General features: G+C 71.2%; 21 protein-coding genes. 15 read left to right on the top strand and 6 right to left on the bottom strand.

From position 1 onward, the window contains the following. Positions 1–24 precede the first annotated feature (24 nt). A complete protein-coding gene (locus IT355_07760) occupies positions 25–1,518 on the top strand; it encodes a hypothetical protein (GenBank protein MCC7053150.1) in 1,494 nt (497 codons plus the stop codon). Here IT355_07760 and IT355_07755 read toward each other — a convergent pair. Next, entirely contained in the window at positions 1,432–1,647 is a 216-nt protein-coding gene (locus tag IT355_07755; GenBank protein ID MCC7053149.1) for a hypothetical protein, read from the bottom strand. The genes IT355_07760 and IT355_07755 overlap by 87 nt on opposite strands. A gap of 445 nt (positions 1,648–2,092) precedes the next feature. Between IT355_07755 and IT355_07750 the strand changes: the two genes are divergently transcribed. Further along, positions 2,093–3,325 (top strand): aminoacetone oxidase family FAD-binding enzyme, encoded by a 1,233-nt coding sequence (locus tag IT355_07750; GenBank protein ID MCC7053148.1) that lies wholly within the window; start codon positions 2,093–2,095, stop codon positions 3,323–3,325. Positions 3,326–3,583: 258 nt separating this feature from the next. Beyond that, positions 3,584–4,018, top strand: a complete 435-nt coding sequence (locus tag IT355_07745; protein ID MCC7053147.1) for a YbjN domain-containing protein — start codon at positions 3,584–3,586, stop codon at positions 4,016–4,018. A 120-nt stretch (positions 4,019–4,138) separates the two neighbouring features. On the opposite strand, the gene IT355_07740 is transcribed toward IT355_07745, so the two are convergent. Then, positions 4,139–7,039: a hypothetical protein gene (locus IT355_07740; GenBank protein MCC7053146.1), complete on the bottom strand. Its 2,901-nt coding sequence runs from the start codon at positions 7,037–7,039 to the stop codon at positions 4,139–4,141. 205 nt (positions 7,040–7,244) lie between these two features. Between IT355_07740 and IT355_07735 the strand changes: the two genes are divergently transcribed. Then, positions 7,245–7,637 carry a P-II family nitrogen regulator gene (locus IT355_07735; GenBank protein MCC7053145.1) on the top strand — a complete coding sequence of 131 codons (393 nt, stop codon included), beginning with the start codon at positions 7,245–7,247 and terminating at the stop codon, positions 7,635–7,637. After that, positions 7,634–8,968 (top strand): ammonium transporter, encoded by a 1,335-nt coding sequence (locus IT355_07730; protein ID MCC7053144.1) that lies wholly within the window; start codon positions 7,634–7,636, stop codon positions 8,966–8,968. Before IT355_07735 ends, IT355_07730 begins: the two co-directional genes overlap by 4 nt. Positions 8,969–9,063: 95 nt before the next feature. On the opposite strand, the gene IT355_07725 is transcribed toward IT355_07730, so the two are convergent. Then, positions 9,064–9,237, bottom strand: coding sequence for a hypothetical protein (locus IT355_07725; protein MCC7053143.1), 174 nt, complete (start codon positions 9,235–9,237; stop codon positions 9,064–9,066). 70 nt (positions 9,238–9,307) lie between these two features. On the opposite strand from IT355_07725, the gene tilS reads away from it, so the two are divergent. The 5 genes from tilS (at position 9,308) to IT355_07700 (ending at position 15,770) form a co-directional block, all read left to right on the top strand. Continuing rightward, positions 9,308–10,255, top strand: coding sequence for a tRNA lysidine(34) synthetase TilS (tilS, locus tag IT355_07720; protein ID MCC7053142.1), 948 nt, complete (start codon positions 9,308–9,310; stop codon positions 10,253–10,255). Between the two features lie 213 nt (positions 10,256–10,468). After that, a complete protein-coding gene (gene hpt, locus IT355_07715) occupies positions 10,469–10,969 on the top strand; it encodes a hypoxanthine phosphoribosyltransferase (protein MCC7053141.1) in 501 nt (166 codons plus the stop codon). Between the two features lie 9 nt (positions 10,970–10,978). Next, positions 10,979–12,973, top strand: coding sequence for an ATP-dependent zinc metalloprotease FtsH (gene ftsH / locus IT355_07710; GenBank protein MCC7053140.1), 1,995 nt, complete (start codon positions 10,979–10,981; stop codon positions 12,971–12,973). Between the two features lie 31 nt (positions 12,974–13,004). Next, on the top strand, positions 13,005–13,937 hold the full coding sequence (gene folP / locus IT355_07705) for a dihydropteroate synthase (protein ID MCC7053139.1): 933 nt from the start codon (positions 13,005–13,007) through the stop codon (positions 13,935–13,937). A gap of 258 nt (positions 13,938–14,195) precedes the next feature. After that, entirely contained in the window at positions 14,196–15,770 is a 1,575-nt protein-coding gene (locus tag IT355_07700) for a S8 family peptidase (GenBank protein MCC7053138.1), read from the top strand. Between the two features lie 125 nt (positions 15,771–15,895). On the opposite strand, the gene IT355_07695 is transcribed toward IT355_07700, so the two are convergent. Then, positions 15,896–16,405, bottom strand: a complete 510-nt coding sequence (locus tag IT355_07695) for a hypothetical protein (protein MCC7053137.1) — start codon at positions 16,403–16,405, stop codon at positions 15,896–15,898. Positions 16,406–16,603: 198 nt separating this feature from the next. Between IT355_07695 and IT355_07690 the strand changes: the two genes are divergently transcribed. Both IT355_07690 and IT355_07685 read left to right on the top strand, forming a co-directional pair. Further along, positions 16,604–18,298, top strand: coding sequence for a hypothetical protein (locus IT355_07690; GenBank protein ID MCC7053136.1), 1,695 nt, complete (start codon positions 16,604–16,606; stop codon positions 18,296–18,298). 47 nt (positions 18,299–18,345) lie between these two features. Further along, a complete protein-coding gene (locus IT355_07685; protein MCC7053135.1) occupies positions 18,346–19,644 on the top strand; it encodes a M20/M25/M40 family metallo-hydrolase in 1,299 nt (432 codons plus the stop codon). 6 nt (positions 19,645–19,650) lie between these two features. On the opposite strand, the gene IT355_07680 is transcribed toward IT355_07685, so the two are convergent. Further along, entirely contained in the window at positions 19,651–20,064 is a 414-nt protein-coding gene (locus IT355_07680; protein ID MCC7053134.1) for a hypothetical protein, read from the bottom strand. Positions 20,065–20,373: 309 nt separating this feature from the next. On the opposite strand from IT355_07680, the gene IT355_07675 reads away from it, so the two are divergent. Both IT355_07675 and IT355_07670 read left to right on the top strand, forming a co-directional pair. Beyond that, a complete protein-coding gene (locus tag IT355_07675; GenBank protein ID MCC7053133.1) occupies positions 20,374–20,685 on the top strand; it encodes a DUF2853 family protein in 312 nt (103 codons plus the stop codon). A 192-nt stretch (positions 20,686–20,877) separates the two neighbouring features. Further along, positions 20,878–21,342 carry a DUF2269 family protein gene (locus IT355_07670; GenBank protein ID MCC7053132.1) on the top strand — a complete coding sequence of 155 codons (465 nt, stop codon included), beginning with the start codon at positions 20,878–20,880 and terminating at the stop codon, positions 21,340–21,342. A gap of 22 nt (positions 21,343–21,364) precedes the next feature. Here the strand turns inward: IT355_07670 and IT355_07665 are convergent, their stop codons facing one another. Continuing rightward, positions 21,365–23,002: an alpha-amylase family protein gene (locus tag IT355_07665; protein ID MCC7053131.1), complete on the bottom strand. Its 1,638-nt coding sequence runs from the start codon at positions 23,000–23,002 to the stop codon at positions 21,365–21,367. An 85-nt stretch (positions 23,003–23,087) separates the two neighbouring features. Between IT355_07665 and IT355_07660 the strand changes: the two genes are divergently transcribed. Continuing rightward, positions 23,088–23,903 (top strand): carbon-nitrogen hydrolase family protein, encoded by an 816-nt coding sequence (locus IT355_07660; GenBank protein ID MCC7053130.1) that lies wholly within the window; start codon positions 23,088–23,090, stop codon positions 23,901–23,903. Positions 23,904–23,933 lie beyond the last annotated feature (30 nt).

Here is a 23,933-nt window from a genome sequence, read left to right as displayed (position 1 = left end):
GTCCGTCCGCTGAGACTCCCCGTCATGTGGCGCTCATTCCTGCTGGCCGTCGTACTTGCCCCGGTGGCAGCGTGCACCACGCTGTCGAACACGGCGCGCAGCTACCTCACGGCGCCCAACGGCATGCAGGTGGACGACAACCGCGTGCGCACCATGTTGCATCGCGGCATGGCCGACTCGGCGCTCCGTGCGGTGGGGAACCGGCGCTCGCCGCTGAGCCCCGACGACCGGCTCCTCCGACTGCTCTATCAGGGCACCGCAGCGCGTTATGCGGGCCACTCGCGCGAGGCCGCCACCCTCTTCGACCAGGCCTTCGCCGTCAGTGAGGATCGCTTCACCAAGAGCGTCAGCCGCATTGCGACCTCGATGGTGACCAACGACTACGCACTGCCGTACACCGCCGGCCGCAACGAGCGGCTGCTGCTGCACTACAACGCGCTGCTGGCCTGGAATGCCGCCGGGGATCCCGATGGCGCGGCCGTCGAGGCGCGCCGCCTGGTCACGCTGCTCGCCACGTTCGGCCGCCCCGATCGCGACGAGCGTCCGCTGCGTGCCATGCTGCATGCGCTGGCGGCGGCCACCTTCGAGGCATCCGGCGACTGGAGCGATGCCGTGGTCGCACGCCGCAATGCGATCGCCCTCGGCGCACCGCTCGACTCCACCCTCACCCCACCCGCGGACTCGCTCGGGGACGTGGTGGTCGTCGTCGAGCGCGGTGACGTGGCACACAAGGTCGCGGTCGGCCTCACCGTGCCGATCTACACGGGCGACAACGCCGGCACCGGCGGCGCCGGGTTTGCCGCCGAGCGCCTGCTGGGAGACTTCGCCGCGCTGCGCAATGGCGGCGTGTGGTATGACGACACGCCGAGCTGGCGCTTCACCGAGACCCGGTATGCGCCGTGGCGTGAGGCACGGGTGAGCTACCTCCTGGACCTGAGCTGGCCGGTGCTGCACCGCGCACCGTTCGCGGGCGGCGGGACGGTCGCGGTGGTCGCGGGCGGTGCCAGCGCCTCGGCTGATGTCACGGCCAGCATCAGCGACGCCATCGCCGCGGACTACCGTCGCGACCGAGGTGCGCTGATGTCCCGCACGCTCTCGCGCGCCGTGACCAAGTACCTCGCGGCACGCGCCGTGGAGGCGGCGGCCGAGGCGGCCGCGAAGAACGACTCGGATGACGGCAAGAAGAAGAAGAAGCGCGGTGACGGCGACGCGGCGCGGGCTGCGGGCTCGCTGGCGCGGATGTTTGCCAACGTGGCGGGGACGGCGCTCGAGCGTGCGGATACCCGCGCCTGGACACTGCTGCCCGGTGACGTTGCCCTGGTGCGCATGCGCATCCCCGCCGGCACCCACGAACTGCTCGTGGACGCGGCGGGGATGCGGGTGCTCAGCCTGCCCGGCGTGGTGGTGCGCGCCGGCCGGACGACGATCGTCTCAGGCCGTCTCTGGACTGAGCACGGCGAGGGAGTTCGCGCGGTGTTCGAGCGCACCGCCACCCACCAGCCCGCGCCACAGCGCTGACGTGAAGGCCGGCAGCGACGGCTCGACGTCGATCAGCGCGCGGAGCAGCGTTGCCGGGCCGTCCAGCACCACCCCCTCATCGGCGCAGTCGCTGCACCCGTCCTCGTCGAGCAGGTCGTCAGCGAACATGGCGACCCCGCGACCGTTGGGCGCGTGGGTACGTGATCCGCGCCGGCTTCGGACGTCGCCAGGAGTGCAGGAGCAGCGCGGAACCGAGCATCGTGACCAGCATGACCACTGCAATCATCGCAGCCTCTTGGGGCGAGGGGTTCGGTCAGGCGGCCACATCGGCGTGTCCACCCGGTCCACTGCGCGCGAGTATCGGCCCTTCCGGCGTCAACTTGACTGCCGCCGGCCGGGCCATCCGCGCCGCGCCAACGCTCCCTAGACGCGCGGATCGGGGCGAGGTAATCGGCCCGCGGCGGTCGCGCGCTCCGGCGCCTCGGGCAACGCACGCCCTGGCCGGCCGGGAGTAGCTTGCACCGGTCTTTCAGCCCGGTCGCATGCCCGTGAACCTGCTTGCCATTCCGCCCGCGCCAGGGCCGCCCGCCGCACCCGCTGCCGGGGTCACCGCATGAAGCGCGTGGTCGTGATCGGGGCCGGCGCAGCCGGCACCATGGCGGCGATCTTCGCCGCGCGGGCGGGCGCCGCCACCACGCTCATCGAGCGCACCCAGGATGGCGGACGCAAGATCCTGATCAGCGGCGGCGGGCGCTGCAACGTCCTCCCCGCACGTGTGGACGAGCAGCGGTTCATCACCGACTCCTCACCGAACATCCTCCGTCGCGTCATCCGGTCCTGGCCGCTCGCGAACCAGGTCGCGTTCTTCGAGCAGGACCTGGGCATCCCGCTCGAGGAGGAGGTCGAGTCGCGCAAGCTGTTCCCTGCGTCGCACAAGGCGCGGGACGTGCGCGATGGCCTGATGACGGCTGCCGCGCGTGCCGGCGTGCGCATGGTGATGGGCACTGCCGTCGCGGACGTGGAAAGGCACGAGGCGCAGTGGGTGGTCACGGGCGACGACGGCCGGACCTTCCCCGCCGACGCGGTGATCGTCGCCACCGGCGGGCTGTCCGTGCCGGCCACCGGGAGTGATGGGCGCGGACTCGCCCTGCTCCGGCGCATGGGGCACACCATGCATCCCACCTATGCCGCCCTCACCCCGTTCACGGTGGAGCCGAACGCCTTCACCGAACTCGCCGGCATCTCGCTCCCGGTGACGATCACGGCGAAGGCCGCCGGTGAGAGTGCCACCGCCACCGGCGGCTTCCTCTTCACGCATCGCGGCTACAGCGGCCCAGCGGTGCTGAACGTGTCGCACATCGCCGTGCGGGCGAAGGCGCGCGACGGCGTGCGTGCGACGCTCGCCGTCCGGTGGACACCGCTCGGCGACGACGAGTGGACGGCGCGGCTGCAGCCACATGGCGCGCGCACCGCCGGCGGTGCCGTGCGCGCCGAGATGCCCGAGCGCCTGGCCGCCGTGCTGCTGGCCCGCGCGGGCGTGGATCCCCTGCGGCCACTCAGCGAACTGCGACGCGAGGAACGGATCCGCCTCGTCGACACGCTGGTCCGCGGCGAGCTGCCCTGGGCCGGCGACGAGGGATACCGCAAGGCGGAGGTCACCGGCGGGGGCGTGAGCCTCGCCGAGATCGACCACCGCACCATGGAGAGCCGCCGGCACCCCGGCCTGTTCCTCTGCGGGGAGGTGCTCGACGCCTTCGGCCCCATCGGCGGCTACAACTTCCTCTGGGCGTGGTGCACCGGCAGGGCCGCCGGGATGGCCGCGGGTGTGAGTCCGGCAACCCCCTGATGGACAAGTGCGGGACCCGCCCGTGTCTTTCCGGGGGCAGGGCAGCACGTCACCTGAGGATCACGGTGTCCGCAGGTTTCCGGCCGGGGGGCCGGCGCGTCAGGTGAGACGCGCGTTGGTGCGGTGCCGCTGGACCGGCCGGACGTCTCACCCGCTCGGGTGATGGTCCCCGCAGATGGCGAGCGGTAGAGTACGGTGCGTCGTGCACCGGCTCAGACAACCAGAACACTCACTCCCAGAGGTAGGACAATGTCCGTCATGCGCTCGCTCCGGTGGTTCGCAGTCGCCGCCGTGGCACTCGTGCTCGCAGGCCCCGTTTCCGCCCAGCAGATGCGCGAGCGCATCACCGCCGAGCAGCTCACCGGCCTGCTGCGTGACAAGGGGCTGTCGGGGCAGGTGAACGAACGTGGCAACGTCGTCGTCGAGAACAACGGCAGCAAGATCGTGTTCTTCATCTCCGGCCAGACCATGCAGGCCTACTTCGGGCTGCGCGGCACCTCGGCGAACGTGAACACCATCAACGAGTGGAACAAGAGCAAGCGCTTCGGCCGCGCCTACATCGACACCGATGGCGATCCGTGCGTGGAGCTCGACTTCGACCTCGAGGGCGGCGTGAGCGACGAGTCGGTCAAGGTCTGGTTCGACACCGTCACGGCCATCGTGCGCTCCTTCCGCGCGCACGTCTCGAAGTAGCCGGCGCACGGGCGCCGCGACGGCGCCACCCGGGGCGCACGGCACACGCATCGCACCAGATGGCCCGCACACCCTCCCCGGTGTGCGGGCCATCTGCGTTGCCGCCGCCCCGCCGCCCGCTCACGGTCGCCAGCCGAACGCGAGGTAGGCGGAGTTGCTGTTGCGCACGGGGCCACGCAGCACCCGCGCGATGCCCGCCAGCACCCGCATGCGCGGCAGCCCCACGATGCCGAGATGGTCCAGCGCCACGCCCTGCTCCAGGCCCAGCGCCACGGAGTGCCGGCGCAGCTGCCAGTCGCTGCCGACGGCGTGCGCGTACAGCGACCCGACGGGCAGGAACGGCATCGGATGGCTCACCCGGAGTTCGTTCACCGACCGTGCACGCAGCACGCCTACCGGCAGTGACGGCGCGCCGACGCGCTGCGACAGCGACGCCTCGTCGCTCACCGGCGGCGCGAAGCCACCGACCGTGAACGACTCGCTCAGCGGCGTGCGCGCCGACGCACGGTGCAGGCGCGCGTCGACCCGTGTCCCGCGGACGGCCAGGTACGCCGCCGCCGTGCCGCGGGTGAACTGGTCGGCGCCCAGCTGTCCTGCCGTGCCGCGCAACGAACCGCCGGCTGACACCCGGCGCCGCAGCACGCCACCCATGCCATACTGCGCGGTGACCAGCGCACGCGTCTGCACCTCGCCTCCCGCCGCCTGCGCGGCGCCCAGGAACGCGCTCGTGTACAGCCGGTGGGCGGCCGATGAGCCGGCAATCGGCAGCTCCGCAGCGAGCGATGCGCCCGCCATCCGCGCGTCGGTCGCCGCCAGCCGCCCCGCGCCCGCCTGCCGCGTGGCCCGCTGCTCCAGCCAGAACGCCTCGGCGCGGAGCGCCGGCCGCGAGCCGTACCAGGCACCGCTCGCCACGCCGCCCCGCCACGCCGCCTCGCTGCCCGCCAAGCCGGTGAGCAGCCAGGTGAGCCGGTTCGCCGGGTCGGCGCTGGCGATGGTCACGCTCGACGTGAGTCCCTCGCGCGCCCACGCGAACTGTCCCACCAGGCGCAGGCGTCGCGGGCCCGCGCCGTACCGCGCCGGCGCGGCAATGCTGTCCGCGGGCAGGCGCATGCCGGGTTCGCGCGGGCGTGGCATCGCGGGCACGAGCTGCTGCGCCGCCACCTCCGGCGTCTCCCCGCGCACCACGGTCCCGCTGTCGATGCGCTGCAGCTCCATCCCGCCGGCGTATTCGACCAGGAACAACACGGCGCCCGCGCCGAGTGGCGTGGGCTCGTACACGCTGCCGGCCACGCGCGTGCGCTGCGTGCGTGCGCCATCCGACAGCCGCAGCGACTCGACGTTCGGGATGCCGCCCGCCTCGCTCACGTAGATCAGTTCCGTGCCGCTGGCATCGAAGCTCGCGGAGTGGCGGTTCACGTCGTCGTCCGGTGTCACGATCCGCAGCACGCCGCTGCCGGTGTCCAGCATCGCCAGTCGCCAGAGTCCGTCGGCCTCCTGCACCCCGGTCACCACGCTGCGGCCGTCGGGTGACCAGCGCGGGTGACTGAAGACGCGCACCGGGGAGCCCGCCGCCAGCGTGGTCACCGCGCCGGTGCCGAGCGTCACGAGCACGAGGTCGCAGCTCCCGCCGGTGCACCGCACCGCTGCCGCCCGCGTGCCGTCGGGTGACGGATCTGCATCCTGCACCGCGGCGCCGTCGGTGACGAATCGCACCGTGCCCCGTGCCGCGTTCCAGATCGCGAGGTCGGGACGCTGCGAGCCGTCGCGGCGCACGCTCCACGATTCGAGCAGCAGCAGCGTGCCGGTGGAATCGATGAAGCGCGGGTTGCCGAACACGCGGCCGCGCCGTGGTGTCAGGGTCGCGGTGGGCACGGCGAGCCGCGGCACGGTGCGGATCGCGGCCACGTCGGCCGTGTCACGGGCCAGGCGCGCGCGTTCCGCCTCGCGCTCCCGCGGCGTCACCAGCTGCGTGTCGGGGCGCGTCACGATGATGCGCGGCGCCCGGCCGCCCGTGCCCGGAAGTGACAGCGCGATCCGGCGTCCGTCGCGCGTGGCCGCCGGCCCGCCCACGGCGCCGGTGAAGCGGGCCAGCCGCGTGCCCGTCACCAGGCCGGCGCGACGCAACGCCGTGTCCACCGCGAAGGCCTTCATCGTGAGCTCGGCCGAGAAGCGCGCGTACATCGCGGCCGGCGATTCGCCGTACACACCGCCGAACGCCTCGTCGAACGATCGTTTCGTGCGCGCCGTCTGCCGGCGGAAGACCAGCGACATCGAGCTGTCCCCGCGCTGGGCCGCCAGCCACTCCCAGAATGCCGAGCCGGCGAGGTAGGCCATGCTGCCCCCCTTGTACCCGCCGCCCGCGCTCATCGCGCCGTAACCGGGGAGGCGGCCAGCGAGTGCGAGCTCGCGCAGCAGCGCCGGTCGCCACGCGCCATGCGGGCGTCCGCTGCCGGTCACGCGGCCCTCGACCCACGTCGCGTAGCCCTCGATCGCCCATCGCGGCGTCCGGACCGCGATCGGGCTCACCTGCGCGGGCAGCGCGTGCCAGTACCACTGCGAGCGCCCCCGGACCGGGCGCGACAGGTGCGCGATGTGCGCAAACTCATGAACCACGAGCTTCAGCCCCCATCCACGGTGGTTCGCGATCTGGTCCGACGGGCCGGGCGGCGTGACCCAGAGATGGATCACCGGTGCCCCCAGCAGCGGGATCGCCTTGCCGTTCGCCTGGTTGTACGGATCGTCGATCACGATGGTCGTGCGGCCCGCCGGCGCGTGGCCCACCACGGCGCGCACCGAGTCCCGCACCGCATCCAGTTGCGGTGCGAGATCCAGGGCCCAGCGCTCCGTGTCGAGCGGGTAGTGCACGTCGAACCAGCGGGTGCGGATGGTGCGCCAGGGTTGGTCGCTGCGGATGATGTCCTGCGCCGTCAGGGGCAGCGCCGCCGCGGCGAGGGTCAGCAGGAGGGTCGCGAGGGCCAGGCGTCGCGGCGCGACTGCGGCGGGTGGAACGGGGTGGTGCATGAATCACGGGGTCGGGGTCCGGCCGCCCCCCGGTCGGGGCAGATCCCAAGGATAGCGGCACCGACGATGCCCGCCTCCCGCGGCGCCGGGCCCGCCCCCGGTGCCGCATAGCATTCCGGACCCGATCTCGCCATCATGCGACAGAACGCCGCCGCCGGCCTCCAGCCCTCTTCGCCTCTCACCGATCACGGGGAATGCGCCGCCCATGAAGCTGATCACTGCGATCATCCGACCCGAGTGCCTTGCCGACGTGAAGGCCGCACTCTTCAGAGCCGGTGTCACCGGTGTCACCTTCTCCCGCGTCTCCGGCCATGGTGGCGAGCGCGAGGTGGTGCAGCAGTATCGCGCCGAGACGGTCGTCCTCGAGTTCCACGAGAAAGTGAAGGTCGAGATGGCGGTCTCCGAGCACTACGTCGAGCCGACCATCGCAGCCATCCTCTCGTCGGCCCGCACCGGCAACGTCGGTGACGGCAAGATCTTCGTGCAGCACCTCGACCGTGTCGTGCGCATCCGCACCGGCGAGGAGGACACCGCCGCCCTCACCCCCGTCACCGCCGACGCCGTGCAGCGACTTGCGCAGCGGCAGGTGGCGTCATGACGCCAGTGTCGACACTGGTGGCTGGCGACACGGCGTGGGTGCTCGTCTCGACCGCGATGGTGCTGATGATGGTGCCGGGGCTCGCCTGCTTCTACGGTGGCCTCACGCGCAACCGCGCTGTGCTGAACACGATGCTCATGAGCTTCGGTGCGCTGGCGGTGATGTCGGTGTTCTGGGTGGTGGCGGGCTACTCGCTGGCGTTCTCGCCCGGCTCGTCCTGGCTCGGTGGATTCGCCTGGATCGGCCTCGCCGGCGTCGGTGGCGACCCGAACCCCACCTACACCGCCGCCGTGCCGCACGTGCTCTACGCCGCCTACCAGATGATGTTCGCCGGCATCACCGTCGCGCTCATCAGCGGCGCGGTCGTGGAGCGGATGCGCTTCCCGGCATTCCTGCTCTTCGCACTGCTGTGGGGCGCGCTCGTCTACGTGCCGCTGGCGCACTGGGTGTGGGCCGATGGCGGCTGGCTGCGCTCCCTCGGCGCGCTGGACTTCGCCGGTGGCACCGTCGTGCACATCAGCGCCGGCGTGGCGGCGCTCATCCTCGCGCGCATGCTCGGCCGGCGCCACGATTCGGGACGCACCGCGATCCTGCCGCACAACGTCCCGCTCACGCTGCTCGGCGCGGGTGTGCTCTGGTTCGGCTGGTTCGGTTTCAACGCCGGCTCGGCCCTCGCCGCCAACGGCATCGCGGCGAACGCCGCCATCACCACGCACACCGCCGCTGCGGCCGGCCTGCTGGCGTGGGTGGCGGTGGAATGGGTCCGCACTCGCCACGCGACGGCGGTTGGCGCCGCCACCGGCGCCGTCGCAGGGCTCGTCGCGATCACGCCGGCCGCCGGATTCGTCTCGCCGCTGAGTGCCGTCGCCATCGGCTGCCTCGGCTCGGCCGGCGCCTACGTCGCGATCCAGCTCCGCGCGCGCACCAGGATCGACGACGCCCTCGACGTCTTCGCCTGCCACGGTGTGGCCGGCATCGTCGGGGCACTCGCCACCGGCGTCTTCGCGACGAAGGGCATCAACAAGGACGGCGCCGATGGCCTGCTGGTCGGCAACGCCCACCTGCTCGGCGTGCAGGTGATCGCCGTCCTGGCGACGATCGCGTTCGTCTCCGTGATGACGCCCACTGTGGTCATGCTCGTCAATGCCGTCACCCGCATCCGGCTCACCCTCGCCGACGAGCTGGCGGGCGTGGACACGACCGAACACCGCGAGGAAGGCTACCATGGCGGCGGGCTGGCCGAGTTCGCCGGGCAGGCGATCACGCTCGGGCAGCGTGTGGTGCTGCCCGCACACGAGGTCTACGGGCAGCCGGTGACCAACGGCGACTGACGCCGACGGTGGACAAGACACAGCGGGGCGCCCTCGATCCGAGGACGCCCCGCTGCCTTTCTCACGAGCGCGGACGCGCTAGCTGCGCGGACGCGCTAGCTGCGCGGTGCCGGCTTTCCGGAGACCTTGTCCTGCAGCCAGGTCATCGGCACGATGAACAGCGGTGACAGGAACGATCCGAGCAGCACGTTGATCCAGGTCAGTGCCAGGAAGTACGCGCCAAGGCCGATTCCCATCCACAGGGTGCCGAGAATGCCGTTCGTTTCCACGCCCGCTCCACCGGTTGAGGGTCTGGGCGGAATCCTAACGGCACCGTCGTCGCCGCGCGAGAGGTGGCTGGTGGCATCGTTCGAACGGCCGGTGGTGCTGGCCGTGTCGGGTGGCGCGGACTCGATGGTGATGGCGGCCGAGGTATTCGAGTCCCAGCCGTCGATGGTGGCCGCGATCGCGACCTTCGATCACGGGACGGGGCGGGCCGCCCGCGACGCGGTGGCGCTGGTGGCCGCCTGGGCCGGGCCCCGTGACATCCCGGTCCGCACGGGGGCCGCGGCGCACGCCCTCCCGCGCCGCGAAGCCGCCTGGCGCGCGGCCCGCTGGGAGTTCCTGGCTGCGGTCTCGGCCGAGTTCGGGGCGCCGGTGGCTACGGCGCACTCTGAGGATGACCAGGTGGAAACGGTGTTCATCCGGTTGCTTCGGCACGCCGGCGTCCGCGGCCTGGCCGGACTGCTGGCCCCGGGGCCGGTGCGTCGCCCACTGCTTCACTGGCCGCGCGCGGTGGTTCGCGACCGGGCGCTGACCCTCGGCGTGCCGTTCCGCGACGACCCCTCCAACCTGGATCGCCGCCACCTGCGGAACCGCGTCCGCCTCGACCTCCTGCCGGCACTGGAGCGCGCCGAGCCGGGGTTCCGGGCGTGGCTGCTGTCAGTGGGGACACGGGCGGCCACCTGGCGGCTGGATGTGGCCCGACTCGTGGACCGGCACTGGCAGCCGCGCGTGGAGGACGGCGGTCTTCGCGTCAGCGTGCCGCGCGACCCGCGGCGCCTCCCCGATCGGGACGAGGCCGCACTCTGCTGGCCCGAGGTGGCCGGCCGCATCGGCGTCGCGCTCGACCGTCGAGGAACAGCCCGTCTCGCATCGTTTACTACTCACCGGGTGACGGGGCAGGGCATGCCGCTGGCAGGCGGCGTCCGCGTGACCAGCCGGCGGGACGAGTGGTCCATGGAGCGGGCTGGAGCAGTTCCTGCGGCGGTCTCCCCGTCCGATCGGCGGGCACCACGCGGAGCGTGAAGGAGCTTTATCTTGCGACAGCGCTTCCGGCGCCCGAGTCCCCTGGCCTGGGGGTGAGCGTTCAGGCGCAGTCCCGGCAATGTGATCGTCTGGGTACGATGGGTGTGCCGCAACGACGCGCAACGCGATGACCGACGTCATCGGGAGATCTCTGAAGCGGTGAGCGACGTGCTGAAGGTGGACCCACGGCTGGAAGGACGTGCTGTCAAGCGGATCGTGTACGACGAGGCCACCCTGGCGGAGAAGTGCCGGGAGCTCGGGGCGCAGATCACCGAGGCGTATCCGGACGGCGATCTCCTTGTGCTTGGCCTCCTGAAGGGCAGCTTCATCTTCGTGAGTGACCTGGTGCGGCAGGTGCACCGGCCGCTCGCGGTCGACTTCCTCGTCGCGTCGAGCTATGGCGATGCCACGGTCTCGAGCGGCGTCGTGCGCCTGCTGTACGACCCGGAGACGAAGCTCGAGGGCAGGCACATCCTGCTGGTGGAGGACATCGTGGACTCGGGGCGCACGCTGGGGCGCCTCGTCGAACTGCTGAGTGAGCGGAAACCGGCGTCGCTCGAGATCTGTGCGCTGCTGCACAAGCATATCGCGACCGAGTTGTCGCACCCGGTGCGGTTCGTTGGTTTTGATGCGCCGAACGAGTTCCTGGTCGGGTACGGCCTGGACCACGCCGAGCGCTTCCGTCACGTTCCCTACATTGCGAGCCTGTTGTAGATGCCCGTCATGCCGAACAACCCGAGCCCGAACAAGGGCGGCGGATTCAACTGGGGCAAGTTCTCGAAGACGCTTGCCTTCTGGGTCCTCATCATCCTCATCCCGGTGACCTTCGTGACGATCACGTCACGGGGCGGGGCCGACACGCCGGTGCTGAGCTGGACGCTCTACGACCGCGAGCTCACCAAGGGCAACCTGAAGAAGGTGGTCGTGGTGGACGGGCGCGAGGTGCAGGTCGAGACCAAGGTCCCGATCAACGTCGAGGGCAAGGAGATCTCCCGTTTCTCCGCCGCCCTCGTCAGCGAGATCTCCGATGACGACAAGAAGGCGCTGCGCAACGCCGGCGTCGACGTCAGCGCCAAGCAGGCGCGCACGTCGATCGCCTCGGTGCTGATCAACATCCTCCCGTACGTGCTGCTGTTCGGCTTCTGGCTGTTCCTCTTCCGCCAGATGCAGGCCGGCGGCGCCAAGGCCTTCTCGTTCGGCAAGTCGAAGGCGAAGCTCCTCACCGGCGACACCCCCAAGGTGACGTTCGCCGATGTCGCTGGCGCCGACGAGGCCAAGGTCGAGCTGCAGGAGATCATCGAGTTCCTGAAGGACCCGCAGAAGTTCACCAAGCTCGGTGGCCGCCTGCCGAAGGGCGCCCTGCTGGTGGGTCCCCCGGGCACCGGCAAGACGCTGCTCGCACGTGCCGTGGCCGGTGAGGCCGGCCGGCCGTTCTTCAGCATGTCGGGCTCGGACTTCGTCGAGATGTTCGTCGGCGTCGGTGCCAGCCGCGTGCGCGACCTGTTCGAGCAGGGCAAGGCCAGCGCACCCTGCATCATCTTCATCGACGAGATCGATGCCGTGGGCCGTCACCGCGGCTCGGGCATGGGCGGTGGCCACGACGAGCGCGAGCAGACGCTCAACCAGCTCCTGGTCGAGATGGACGGCTTCGAGTCCAACGAAGGCGTGATCCTGATCGCGGCGACCAACCGTCCCGACGTGCTCGATCCCGCACTGCTGCGCCCGGGCCGCTTCGACCGCCAGATCGTGGTCGACGCGCCGGACCTGCGCGGCCGCGAGGGCATCCTGCGCGTGCACATCCGCAACAAGCCGATCGCCGATGACGTCGACGTGACGTCGCTGGCGAAGGGCACGCCGGGCATGGCGGGTGCGGACCTGGCGAACCTCGTGAACGAGGGCGCGCTGCTGGCCGCGCGCCGCGGGCACGACAAGATCTACATGACCGACCTCGAGGAGGCGAAGGACAAGGTGCAGCTCGGCGCCGAGCGCAAGTCGCTCGTGATGCGCGACGAGGAGCGCCGCCTGACCGCGTACCACGAGGCCGGACACGCCGTCTGCGCGATCAAGATCAAGGGCAACGATCCGTTGCATAAGGTCACGATCGTGCCGCGCGGCCGCGCACTCGGTGTCGCGTTCACGCTGCCGGAAGACGATCGCGTGAGTGTGACCCGTGAGCAGATCGAGGCACGCCTCGTGATGGCGTACGGCGGACGCACGGCCGAGGAGTTGATCTTCGGTCGGGACCACGTGACCACCGGTGCCAGCAGCGACATCCAGCAGGCCACCGGCATCGCGCGGCGCTACGTGTCGCAGTGGGGGCTCTCGGATGCCGTCGGGCCGATCCTCGTCGGCGACAACGAACAGGAAATGTTCCTCGGCCGTGAGCTGACGAGCCGCCGCGAGGTGAGCGAGAAGACCGCCCAGCTCGTGGATGCGGAAGTCAGCCGCGTGATCAAGGAGGCGTACAACCGCGCCAAGGCCGCACTCGAGGAGAACATCGACCTGCTGCATTCGCTGGCGAAGAACCTGCTCGAGCGTGAGACGCTGACCCGTGAGGACATCGGGCTGCTGGTGCAGGGTCAGATCCTCCCGCCCCGCATCGACCCGCCCTCGAGCCTCACCCCGCCGGTGGTCACGCCCCCGGTCGTGGCGCAGGTGCCCGAGCCCAAGCGGATCGCGCCGCCACTGCTCGGCGGGCCCGGCATCCAGCCGGCATGAGGGCGCGCGCAGCGGCACGCCGACTGCGCTGATGCCGCGGCGCGAAGACGGCGCCAGCACCCGGACGCCACCGGCCGCACCTGCGGCGCGGTGGCGTTTGCGTGACACGGTCCTCGACCTCTCCACGCCGCAGATCATGGCGATCTGCAACGTCACGCCGGACTCCTTCAGCGACGGTGGCGAGCGCTACTCGGTCGCGCTGGCCGTGGAGTACGCGGCGAGCGCGCTCCGCGATGGCGCCACCATCATCGACATCGGTGGTGAGTCCACCCGGCCGGGCGCGCGCGCGGTTCCGCTCGCGACGGAGCTGGACCGCGTGCTCCCCGTGCTCGAGGCAGTGCGCGAGCACTGCCCCGCGCTCCTCGTGTCGGTGGACACCACCAAGGCCGCTGTGGCACGCGCCGCGCTCGCGGCCGGCGCGCACATCATCAACGACGTGTCGGCCGGCCGGCTCGATCCGCAGCTCTTCCCGCTCGCGGCCGAGACCGGGGCCGGGCTGGTGCTGATGCACTCACGCGGCGCGGTGAGCGAGATGGCGACATACGTGCACGCCGCCTACGGGCACGACCCGGTGCCCGCCGTGCTCTCGGAACTCGGCGCGCAGGTCGCGCTGGCGCGCGCGGCAGGCGTGACGTCGGACGCGATCGTGCTCGACCCCGGCCTCGGCTTCGCCAAGACCCCCGAGCACTCCCTGGCGCTACTGCGCGGGCTGGCCCGGCTCGGTGCCGTCGGGTACCCGCTGCTCGTCGGTGCCTCACGGAAGCGCTTCATCGGCCTCGCCACCGGGGTGGCCGAGGCACGCCGCCGTGTGATCGGCAGCGTGGTGGCCCACGTGCTGGCGGTGCAGGCCGGTGCCCGCATCGTGCGCACCCACGACGTGGCGGCCACCCGGGAGGCCCTCGCCATGCTCACCGCCGTGCAGGGCCGGCACTGCGACGACGACGGGATGCCGGCCAGCGCCTGACCCCGCCGAAACAGACGGCGCGGGCAATCGGGCTCAACGAACTCAAGTATTGAGCTGAATGGTCGAGACTGCTTCTGGTCTCGTTGTCCGATAAGAGCACCCCGCCGGTGACGGCGGTCCGCACAGCCAGCCAGCTCGGTTCGCCCGAGCCCGGGCGGTCACCGAAGCACAGACACATCCGCGGCGACCCCTGGGGCGTCCGCGATGCCATGCGCAGGTCGGACGACATGTGCCACCATCCCGGAATGGAGCGCTGTCGTGTCCCGTTTTCCCCTGTCGTCCGGCGTCCTCGCCGTCACCGCACTCATCTTCGCCGGCTGCACTGACGGCCCGACGGCCACCTCCGCCTCGTCGGCACCGGCCGAGCGGCCGACGTCGTACATCGTGTTGCTGCGCGACACCACCGGCGATGCGTCGGCCGCCATCGGCCGCATCGTGCGCGGGCTGCCGTCGCTGCGCACGAGCGCCACCATTTCCGCACCGGGTGTGAGCGCCAGGGTGGTGGAGGTGGAGCCGGCGGTGGAAGTGCTCACGTCACTCCACGCCGCGGTGCTGAGCGGCACCACGGCTGACGCACGGGCGCTGCGCGCCGACCCGGCCGTCGCGCTCGTGGAGCCCGTGCGTGAGATGCATTCGAGCGTGACCGGCCTTGTCACGACGTCGTCGTGGGCCCTCGATCGCATCGACCAGGTGGCGCTGCCGCTGAATGGCAGGGTCACGCGCTTCGGCACCGATGGCGCCGGCGTGCGCATCGCCATCTTCGACACCGGCATCCGTTGGACGCACTCCGACCTGCGCGGGCGCGTGGTCGGCGGCTACGATGCCTTCGCCGCCAGGGCCAAGACCAGCGGGGATGTGCAGGGGCACGGCACGTACGTGGCGTCGCTGGCCGCGGGCACCACCTTCGGTACGGCACCGCTGGCGCAGCTGCTCGACGTGCAGGTGCTCAACGCGCAGGGGTCGGGCACGAACGTGGAGCTCGCACGCGGCGTCGACTGGGTGATCGCGGAGAAGCGGCGCGTGGCCGGGCCGATGGTGGCGAACATGAGCCTTGGCTTCCGTGGCGGCAGCACGGTGGTCGATGCCCTCGTGGATCGCCTGCGTGCCGCCGGCATCGTGGTGGCGGTGGCCGCCGGCAACGAGGGCGCGGACGCCTGTGGCACCTCCCCGGCCCGCGCGCCGGGCGCGATCACCGTCGGCGCCACGGCGAACGGCGCCGTCGACATCCGCGCCGCCTTCTCGAATGGCGGCAGGTGCGTGGACCTCAGCGCGCCGGGTGAGCGGATCCTCGGTGCCGGCTCGTCGTCCGACGCTGCCGGCGTGATCGGCTCCGGGACCTCGATGTCCACGCCCTTCGTCGCTGGCGCGGCGGCGGCGTACCTCGGCGTGAACAAGGCCGCCACGCCGGATGCGGTGGCAGCCTGGCTGATCGCGGAGAGTACGAGCGGTGGGATACAGGGATTGATGGCGGGCACGCCGAACCGACTGCTCACGCTGCGTCGCCTGCCCGTCGCCGGCACGACGCCGGCCCCCGCACCGATCCCAGCCCCGGCGCCGGCCACTCCGGCACCCGCTGCCACGATGTCGCTCACTTCGAGCTGCGTGGCGCGGACCTGCACGATCACTGCGGGCGTGCCGGCCGGTGTCACCGCCGCCGACGCGCCGACGCTGGTCTACGCGTGGAAGCTCGGCAATGTCGCCACGATGGCCGGCACCAACCTGCGACGCCAGGTGATCACGTTCGGCTCGGCGGCCAGCATCGTGGTCACCGTGACGGCACGGAAAGGCAGCCTCGCCGTCGGAACCACCTCGGTGACCGTCTCGGTCAAGTGAGGTGACGCGCCTGGCACCGACTGCCCAGCGTGCGGTGGCGCGGTGACGAGCGCAGAAGCACCCCTGCTTCGCCGGAGGGCAGCGTCCAACACGGTGCATCGCGGGCGGACGCTGCCCTTCGATGCTCAGGGACGTCGCGGGGCAGGGGGGCGTGGCGCCGTCGCCGCCACCGGGCCGGCGGTGGCGGTGATGAGTTGATACATGCCCTTCGCCACGTGTGACCGGCCGTCACTCGCGGGAATGATGCATGAGAGGATGTAGCGGCCGGGCGGCATGCGGAACGAGATGAACGTCTCCGTGCCATTGGCGATCGTCGCCGTCTGGCCGAGGCTCCGGCTCCATGACGGTGCGCGGCCCACCCGCGTGGCATCGAAGAACTCCTTCACCGTGCGGCCTGCAGGCAGCTCCTGGACGGTGAGATGGTGGATGTCCGCACCCTGGTTCACGAGCTGGATGGTGGCGATGCCGGCCTGCACGGTGGCGGGGGCGTCGAAGACGTAGTCGCGTGCGATCACCTTGATGAACTGCACGCGGTCCGCGGCCGCCAGGGCCTGCGCAGCCGCCTGTGCGCCAGCGTGTGCACTGCAGCCGATGAGAGCGAGACCGACGAATGCCGCGCGTACGGTGGAGACCATGTGGTACCTCCTCGGGGACACCGGACTTCGTTCGTACTTGGGACACTGCGCCCCGGAGCGCGCGCCGTCAATGCGGCATGGGAATTGGGGTCGCCTTGCTCCGGACTCGGCCGTGGTGGCTGGCATCCCGGCTGGCTGTCCGGCAGTTTGGGCTGGCAGGGTATCCCTCCTCCCTCATCAGCAACAGGACGACCGGACGTGACGTGGAATCGTGATGCCGAGCGACGTCGGGTGTGGCGGCGCGGGACGGGTGCGCTTTGGCTGGCCCCGCTCGTGTTCCTGCTGTCGGGGTGCCACGCCCGCCGGCCCGCAGCGCCGCTCACGGCGGCCGGCGTGGAGCAGGTGGCGATGGGCGCCGCCGATGCGCCGGCGCTGGTGGAGTCGTTCGAGGGACTGGGAAACGGCTTCACCGGCCCACAGGGGCGCGCTGCGCTCCGCAATCCGTCCGACAACACGCTGGCGGTCGGTCGCGACCACATCGTGCAGGTCGTCAACACGCGGCTCGCGATCTTCAGCCGGCGCGGCGCGCGCTTCGACAGCACCGGTCGCGTGTTGTACGGCCCGGTGCCCACCAATACGCTCTTTCACGGTGCCGGCGGCGCCTGCGGCCGGCGCAACAGCGGCGACGCCGTTGCGCGCTACGATCAGCTCGCCGATCGCTGGCTGGTGGTGATCCCGGTGTTCCAGCGCAGTGAGTGGCACGCGGACGATCCGGAGCCGCCGGCACCCGGTGGACCGGCGCGGCTGAGCCAGCCGTTTCGCGCCGACCAGCCCGGCCCCGCGGTGCCGCTGTTCGTGCCGGCGCCGGCGATCGACACCCTCGGCCCGCGTCCCCCGGCCCCGCGCGACTCGGGCACCTACGCGATGTGTTACGCGGTGAGCGCCACCGCCGATCCCACCGGCGCCTGGTATCGCTACGAGTTCATCCGGCCGCTCTTCCCGGACTATCCGCGGCCAGCGGTGTGGCCCGACGGCTACTACGTCCCCACCAGCACCGGCGACGACGTGATCGAGAAGCACGCCTGCGTGGTGGACCGCGCGCGGATGCTGCGCGGGGAACCGGCCACAGAGCAATGCGTGGTCATCAGTGGCGTGAACTTCCTCAACAACGTCGACCTCGACGGCCCCACGCTGCCGCCGGCCGGCGCGCCGAACATCATGCTCGCCGCCGGCGGCACACAGCTGCGCGGCCAGCTCACCGACAGCGTGCTCCACGCCTGGAGCTTTCACGTGGACTGGAACGACGTCACGCAGACGCGGGTCAGCGGTCCGGTGCCGATCGCGGTGGCCCCGTACCGGTACCTGTGCGGCGGGCAGCTCACGAACTGCGTGCCGCAACCGGGCGTGGAGCGGCGCCTCGATGCGCAGGGCGACAAGCTGATGGCCCGCGTGGTGTACCGGCGCATCGGCAACCGCGAGTCGATCGTGGCCGTGCACTCGGTGGACACCGAGTCGCGTGGCGGCGGCGTGCGCTGGTACGAGCTGCGCGTGAACGCCGATCGCACGCTGCACGTGGCGCAGCAGGGCACCTTCGCCCCCGACAGCGGCTTTCGCTGGCTCGGCAGCCCCGCCATCGATCGCTTCGGGGACATCGGGATCGGGTACTCGTTCGGGTCCGCGACGGCCGCGCCGGGGCAGCGGTTCGCGGGCCGGCGCGCCGGCGATCCACGCGGCAGGCTGACGCTCAGGGAGCAGGTGCTCGTGCACGGGGCCGGGTCGCAGTCGGGCACACTCCGATGGGAGGACTACACGCAGACGGCCATCGACCCCCGCGACGACTGCACGATCTGGTACGTCGGTGACTACCTCGCGGCCGGCGCCACGTCGTACTCCAGCCGGATCGGTGCCTTCCGGCTCCCCGCCTGCGCGAGGGCTGCCGTGCGCGCACGTTGATATCGTTCCCGCGCCCGCCTCACCCACCACACACGCCGCTCCCACCGATGCCCCTGCCACGTCACTCGTGCGCTGCGATCCTCCTGGCGGCCGCGCTGCCCATTGCCCATGCCGCAGCCCAGGCCTCCTACCCGACAGCCTGGGACGCGGCGGTGCTGCGCCGCCCCGACGTGCGCGCCGCGCTCGCCCATGTCGAGCAGGGCATGCCGAAGCACGTCGAGGAGTGGATCCGCATCGCGGAGATGCCCGGCAAGTCACGTTATGAGGCACAGCGCGCCGCCTACGTGCGCGCCGCGATGGAAGCCGAAGGGCTGCGCGTGAGCACCGATTCCATCGGCAACGTCACCGGCGTGCGTGCCGGCAGCGGTGGCGGGCCGACCGTGGTGTTCGCCGCCCACCTCGACATCGTCCACCCGCTCGAGACGAACCTCACGGTGCGCGTGGCGGGCGACACGCTGCACGGGCCTGGCGTCTTCGACAACAGCGCCTCGGTGGCCAACATGCTCGCCACCATCCGCGCCCTCAACGCCGCCCGCGTGCGCACCCGCGGCAACCTGGTGTTCGTCGCCACCGTGCAGGAGGAACTCGGCCTGCGGGGCATGAACTACTGGTTCGACCACAACCCGAAGCCCGACCTGCTGATCTCCATGGACGGTGGCCTCGGCCCGATCAACTACGGCGCGCTCGGCATCTACTGGACGAAGTACGTCTTCACGAGCCCCGGCTCGCACACCGTCACCTCCCGCGGCAAGCCCACCCCGGTGAAGGCCCTCGCGGATGCGATCCAGCGCATCTACGCGTTGCAGTTCCCGGCGCTGCCGGAGGGCGCGGTGGTGAACATCGGCCAGGTGCACGGCGGCGTGATCTTCAACGGCGTGCCGCAGGAGCTTTACTTCACCGTCGACCTGCGCTCGGTGGACCCGATCCTGCTCGACTCGCTGGACCGGACCATCGGGCGCATCGCGCAGGAGGCCGCGACGCGTGAGCGGGTGGGGCTGCGCGTGGAGGTCGACCAGAAGAACCAGGCCGGCGGCACCACTGCGCAACTCGAACCGGCACGACGGCACCCACTGGTCCAGACGGCCATCGACATCCAGAAGCAGCTCGGCATCGACGGGCTGCCCGGTGCGCCGGAGGCGATCGCGACCGGGAGCACCGACGGCAACGTGGGCGTGGTGCGCGGCGTGCCGAGCATCGCGATCGGCCGGTCGCGTGGCGGCAACCAGCACACACTCACCGAGTGGGCGGATGCCCCCAGCAGCCTGCCGGCCACGAAGCTGGTGCTGCTGCTCGCCGTGACCTTCGGCGACGGCATCCGCGCCGCGCCGTCGCAGCCGATCCCGTAGGGCCGGTCAGGGCGTCCGTGCCGCGCGGAAGCTGCCGGAGGCCGTGGGAGCGCCCCCGTCGGACGACTGCTCGAACCAGGTGCCCGTCAGCGAATCGCCGCGCACCATACCCACGTGGCGGCGCGTCGCCCCGCTCACGCTGAGGTCGAAGTCGACGGTGGTCGAGTCCACCGTGCGCCCGGCCAGCGGACCGGCGATCCGCCGCTGCACGCCCCGCGCGTCGGTCTCCACGACGTCCAGTGCGCCGGCAATGCCCGCGCCGCGCTGCGTGGAGAACTGCAGCGTGCCGGCAAGGTCGGCCACCGCAGGTGCGCTCTGCCGCGCGGTGTAACGCCAGGCACCGGTGACCGGGACCCCGGCGGTTCCCGGCTCGGTGACGCCGCCGCACCCCGCGCCACAGGCCGCGACGACGACCAGCATGGCGCATCGCAGTCGGCGGGACGCGCGTAGCGGCGGGTGACCGCGGAGGACGGGGGGAACGAGGGACATCGTGCGGGACAGGGTGGGATCGCGGCGGGACTGCTTGGTCAGAAACAGACGAGTATGCCCCGGAATCGTCGCGCCACCGTCCTTGCTGGCGAACTCAGCCTTTCAACGGCGAGGGTCACGAACCCCGAGCCATCACGCCGTTTCCCTGATTGACATTCCAGCGGCCGAGTCGCACCCTACGGTGCTGATTAGAATATTCTCAGCAGCACATCCACCGTGGGTTCCTTCCAGGAGGTTTGCGTGAGCGAGTATGTCGAGGACGTGAAGAAGTTTGCGTCGGACGTCGATGAGGCCGCGGTCGCGTCCATCGTGAAGTACTGTGGCATTGCCCTCCGCAACAAGGATTCTTCGCTCGTCTCCACCAGTGATCCGGCAGAGCTCGAGCGCGTCAAGGTCGGCTATGCCGCCAAGAAGCTCGGGCTCTCTGCGGAGGACGCCGAGGCCGGCATCCAGCGCGTGGCGTCACGCATGAAGACCGAGCGCAACAAGAGCCGCGTCACGTTCTACTACCTGCTGGCGGAAGAAACGAAGACGATGGACAAGCTCGGCTGACGCCGGGCACGCACCACGAGAGAAGCTGAGCCGAAGAGCCCGCCCTGTGCGGGCTTTTCGTTTCTTGTCGACCGCCATGCGCGGCGTCGCGGCGCATGCGTGGCGGGTGGTGCGGCCGCCGCGCAGATTGCGCCGCGCCTCGCCGCCACGAGACCGTCGTTCCTCCCCACCCGTCGCCGTGCCCGTCCCGCCATGATCCTGTCCGACAGTGCGCTTCGTGCGATCCGCGTGGTGCATGTCCTCGCGGCGATCCTCTTCGCCGGCAACGTGATCGTCACCGGCGTCTGGGCGGCGATCATGTTCCGCGAGCGCGAACGTATCGACTTCCGGCTGCCGGCCCGGGCGATCGTCATCACGGACTGGGTGTTCACGCTCGGTGGAGCGATCCTGCTGGTCGGCACCGGTGTGACCCTCGCGCTCGGCCGCGGCTATCCGATGTGGGGCACGCGCTGGATCCGCGAGGCGATCATCGGTCTCTCGCTCTCCACCACCGTCTGGCTGCTGGTGCTGGTGCCGGCACAGCGGAAGATGCTGCGCTTCGGGCCGGGCCAGGATGCGGAGTTGCGGCGCACCTACGGGCGATGGAATGCCACCGGCTGGCTGGCGGCGGTGCCGCTCCTCTGGTCGCTCTGGTGCATGGTCTACAAGCCGGCCTGACGCACCGGCGGCCGGCGGCGCGTCAGTTCAGGCGCGCCTTGACGTGCAACGCCACGGCGCTCCGCCGCGTGAGCGTGATCGCCGCGCTGCCGTCGGCCCCGACCACCACCCCGGTGCCGGTGCAGGTGCCGGACACGCCCGGACCCGGGATGTACGTGTCCTGCGCGACGTTGCAGTACGTGCCGGCCGGGAGCCGGGTTGGCAGCGCCGTCGTGCCTTCCGTCGCGCTCAGGCTCATCGCGACGAAGCCGGCGCCGTCGCGGCCGAACGCGACGCGGTTCGGGTCGCCCGCCACCTGCCAGTCCGCCCGTCCGCAGTTGCTGGTCGGCGTGCCGGCGGTCGCCTTCCGGAAGGCGACCATGTTCGAGATGGCCAGGCTGCGGTGCTCGCAGATCCACTGGCCGGCCTGGACCTCGCCGAACAGCACGGTGCAGCGCGAGTTGAGATCCGGCGTGTACGTGCCGATGGTGTTCCCGCTGCCGTCGGACGGCGGGCCGGCGTCGCGTGAGAGCTGGCCTGAGCGGTCGACGCCGTAGCTCGACATGAGGCTCGGGTACCCCTGGGAGTGACCGAGCATCAGCACCGCCGCCAGTTCGTAGGTGGAGTCGGCGTAGTACAATGCGCTGCCACGCTGGGTGTCGTGGTTGTCGATGAACACCACGCTCTTGTCGGACGGCAGCACCGCGCTGCTGATCGACTGCAGTGCGGAGTAGAGCGTGAGGCCGCCGCGGCCGTAGAAGGCGCTGCTGACCTGGTTGCCGTAGTTGAAGTCGGTGATGTCGGTGGCGCCGCCCGAGGCGAAGCCGACGCCGTAGTACTGCAGCGCCGTCACGGCATCGCCCGCCCCCTGGATCACCTCGAGGAAGACATAAGGCTTCGGCCGGCCTGCCGCCGCCGCGGCATTGTTCACACGGGTCAGGATCGCATCGAGGTCGATCGCGGGCACGTGTTTCGCCGCGTCCACGCGGTAGCCTGCGATGCCGAGGGCGTTGAGCGCGATCAGGTAGGCGGCGATCCGGTCGCGCACACCCTCCGACGCGGTCTCGAGGTCGGCGAGACCGACCAGTTCGCAGTTCTGGACCTGTGACGCCACCGCGTAGGAGTCGATGCCGCAGGCACTGTGGAAGTCGATGGGCGAGTAGGGCACCGGCGGGTAGCTGTACTTCGTGTAGACCGTGCCCGCGCTCCCGGTGCCGCTGCCGGCGGTCATGTGGTTGATCACCACGTCGGCGTACACGTCCACTCCCACCGCCTTGCATCGCGTCACCATGTCGCGGAGCTCTGCCTCCGTGCCCGACCGGGACTGGTCCAGCTTGTAGCTCACGGTCTGGTAGCGCTGCCACCACGGGAAGAACGCGCCCGCGTTGCGGATGATCGCGTGCTCGGATGGCGGGGAGATCTGCACCGCCTTGTATCCGCGCGGGCCCAGCCACTGTTCGCACTCGCGTGCCAGGTCCGGCCAGCGCCACTCGAACATGTGCACGAACACGTCGCCGGCGGCGGCGTGGCCGCTGGGGGTGTAGGCCTGCCCGAGCACCGGGGGCGTCACCACCGGTGGCACGACGGGAGGCGGCGTGACGCCACCGTTGTCGGAGCCACCGCCGCAGGCGGTGAGCAGCACGAGCAGGGCGGTGACGGCGGTCTGGCGGAATGAGTGCATCGCGAACGAACACCGCCGGCACCGCGGAGGTCAAGCGCGCCCGGTCTCGCTCCCCTCCGCGGCCACGCCCCGATAGGCTTGGTGGATGCCGACGCTCGCTGCCATCCAGATGGTCTCGTCCGCCGACGTGGCCGACAACCTCGCGACGGCCGCGCACCTGGTCGCGCAGGCCGCCGCGCGCGGGGCAACGTTCATCTCCCTGCCGGAGTACTTCTGCCGCATGGGCACCGACGACGCCGGCCGCCGTGAGATCGCGGAGCGGGCGGGCGACGGGCCGATCCAGCAGGCGCTGGCGGGGCTCGCGCGCCGCCATGCCGTCTGGCTGCTGGGCGGGACGGTGCCGATCCTGGCCGCCGGCACCGACCGGGTGCGGAATGCGAGCCTGCTGTTCGGCCCCGACGGGACCCTCGCCGCACGCTATGACAAGATGCACCTGTTCGCCTTCGCCGACGGGGACGCGTCGTACGATGAGGGCACCGTGCTCGAGGCAGGCAGCGCGCCCGTGTCGGTGCTGGGTGCCGGCCTGCGCGTCGGCCTGAGTGTCTGCTACGACCTCCGCTTCCCGGAGCTCTTCCGCGCACTGGCCTTCACGCCGGGACAGCCGCCGCTCGACCTGATCTGCGCGCCATCGGCGTTCACGCACGCCACCGGAGAACGGCACTGGGAGCTGCTGCTGCGCGCCCGCGCGGTGGAGAACCAGTGCTACGTGCTGGCCGCCGCGCAGGGCGGGGTGCATGCCGACGGGCGGCGAACCTGGGGCCACTCGATGATCGTCGATCCGTGGGGTGACGTGGTCGCGTGTGTCGAGGAGGGTGAGGGTATTGCGCTCGCACCATTCGACAGCGAGCGGATGCATGCGATCCGGCGCCGGCTCCCCGCGCTGGTGCACCGGCGACTCTGAGTCCGGCGGGCCCTGAATCCGGCAGGCCCG

It is taken from the genome of Gemmatimonadaceae bacterium, from assembly GCA_020851035.1.
Taxonomy (GTDB): Bacteria; Gemmatimonadota; Gemmatimonadetes; order Gemmatimonadales; family Gemmatimonadaceae; genus JACMLX01.
This window is presented reverse-complemented; position numbering and strand designations above follow the sequence as displayed.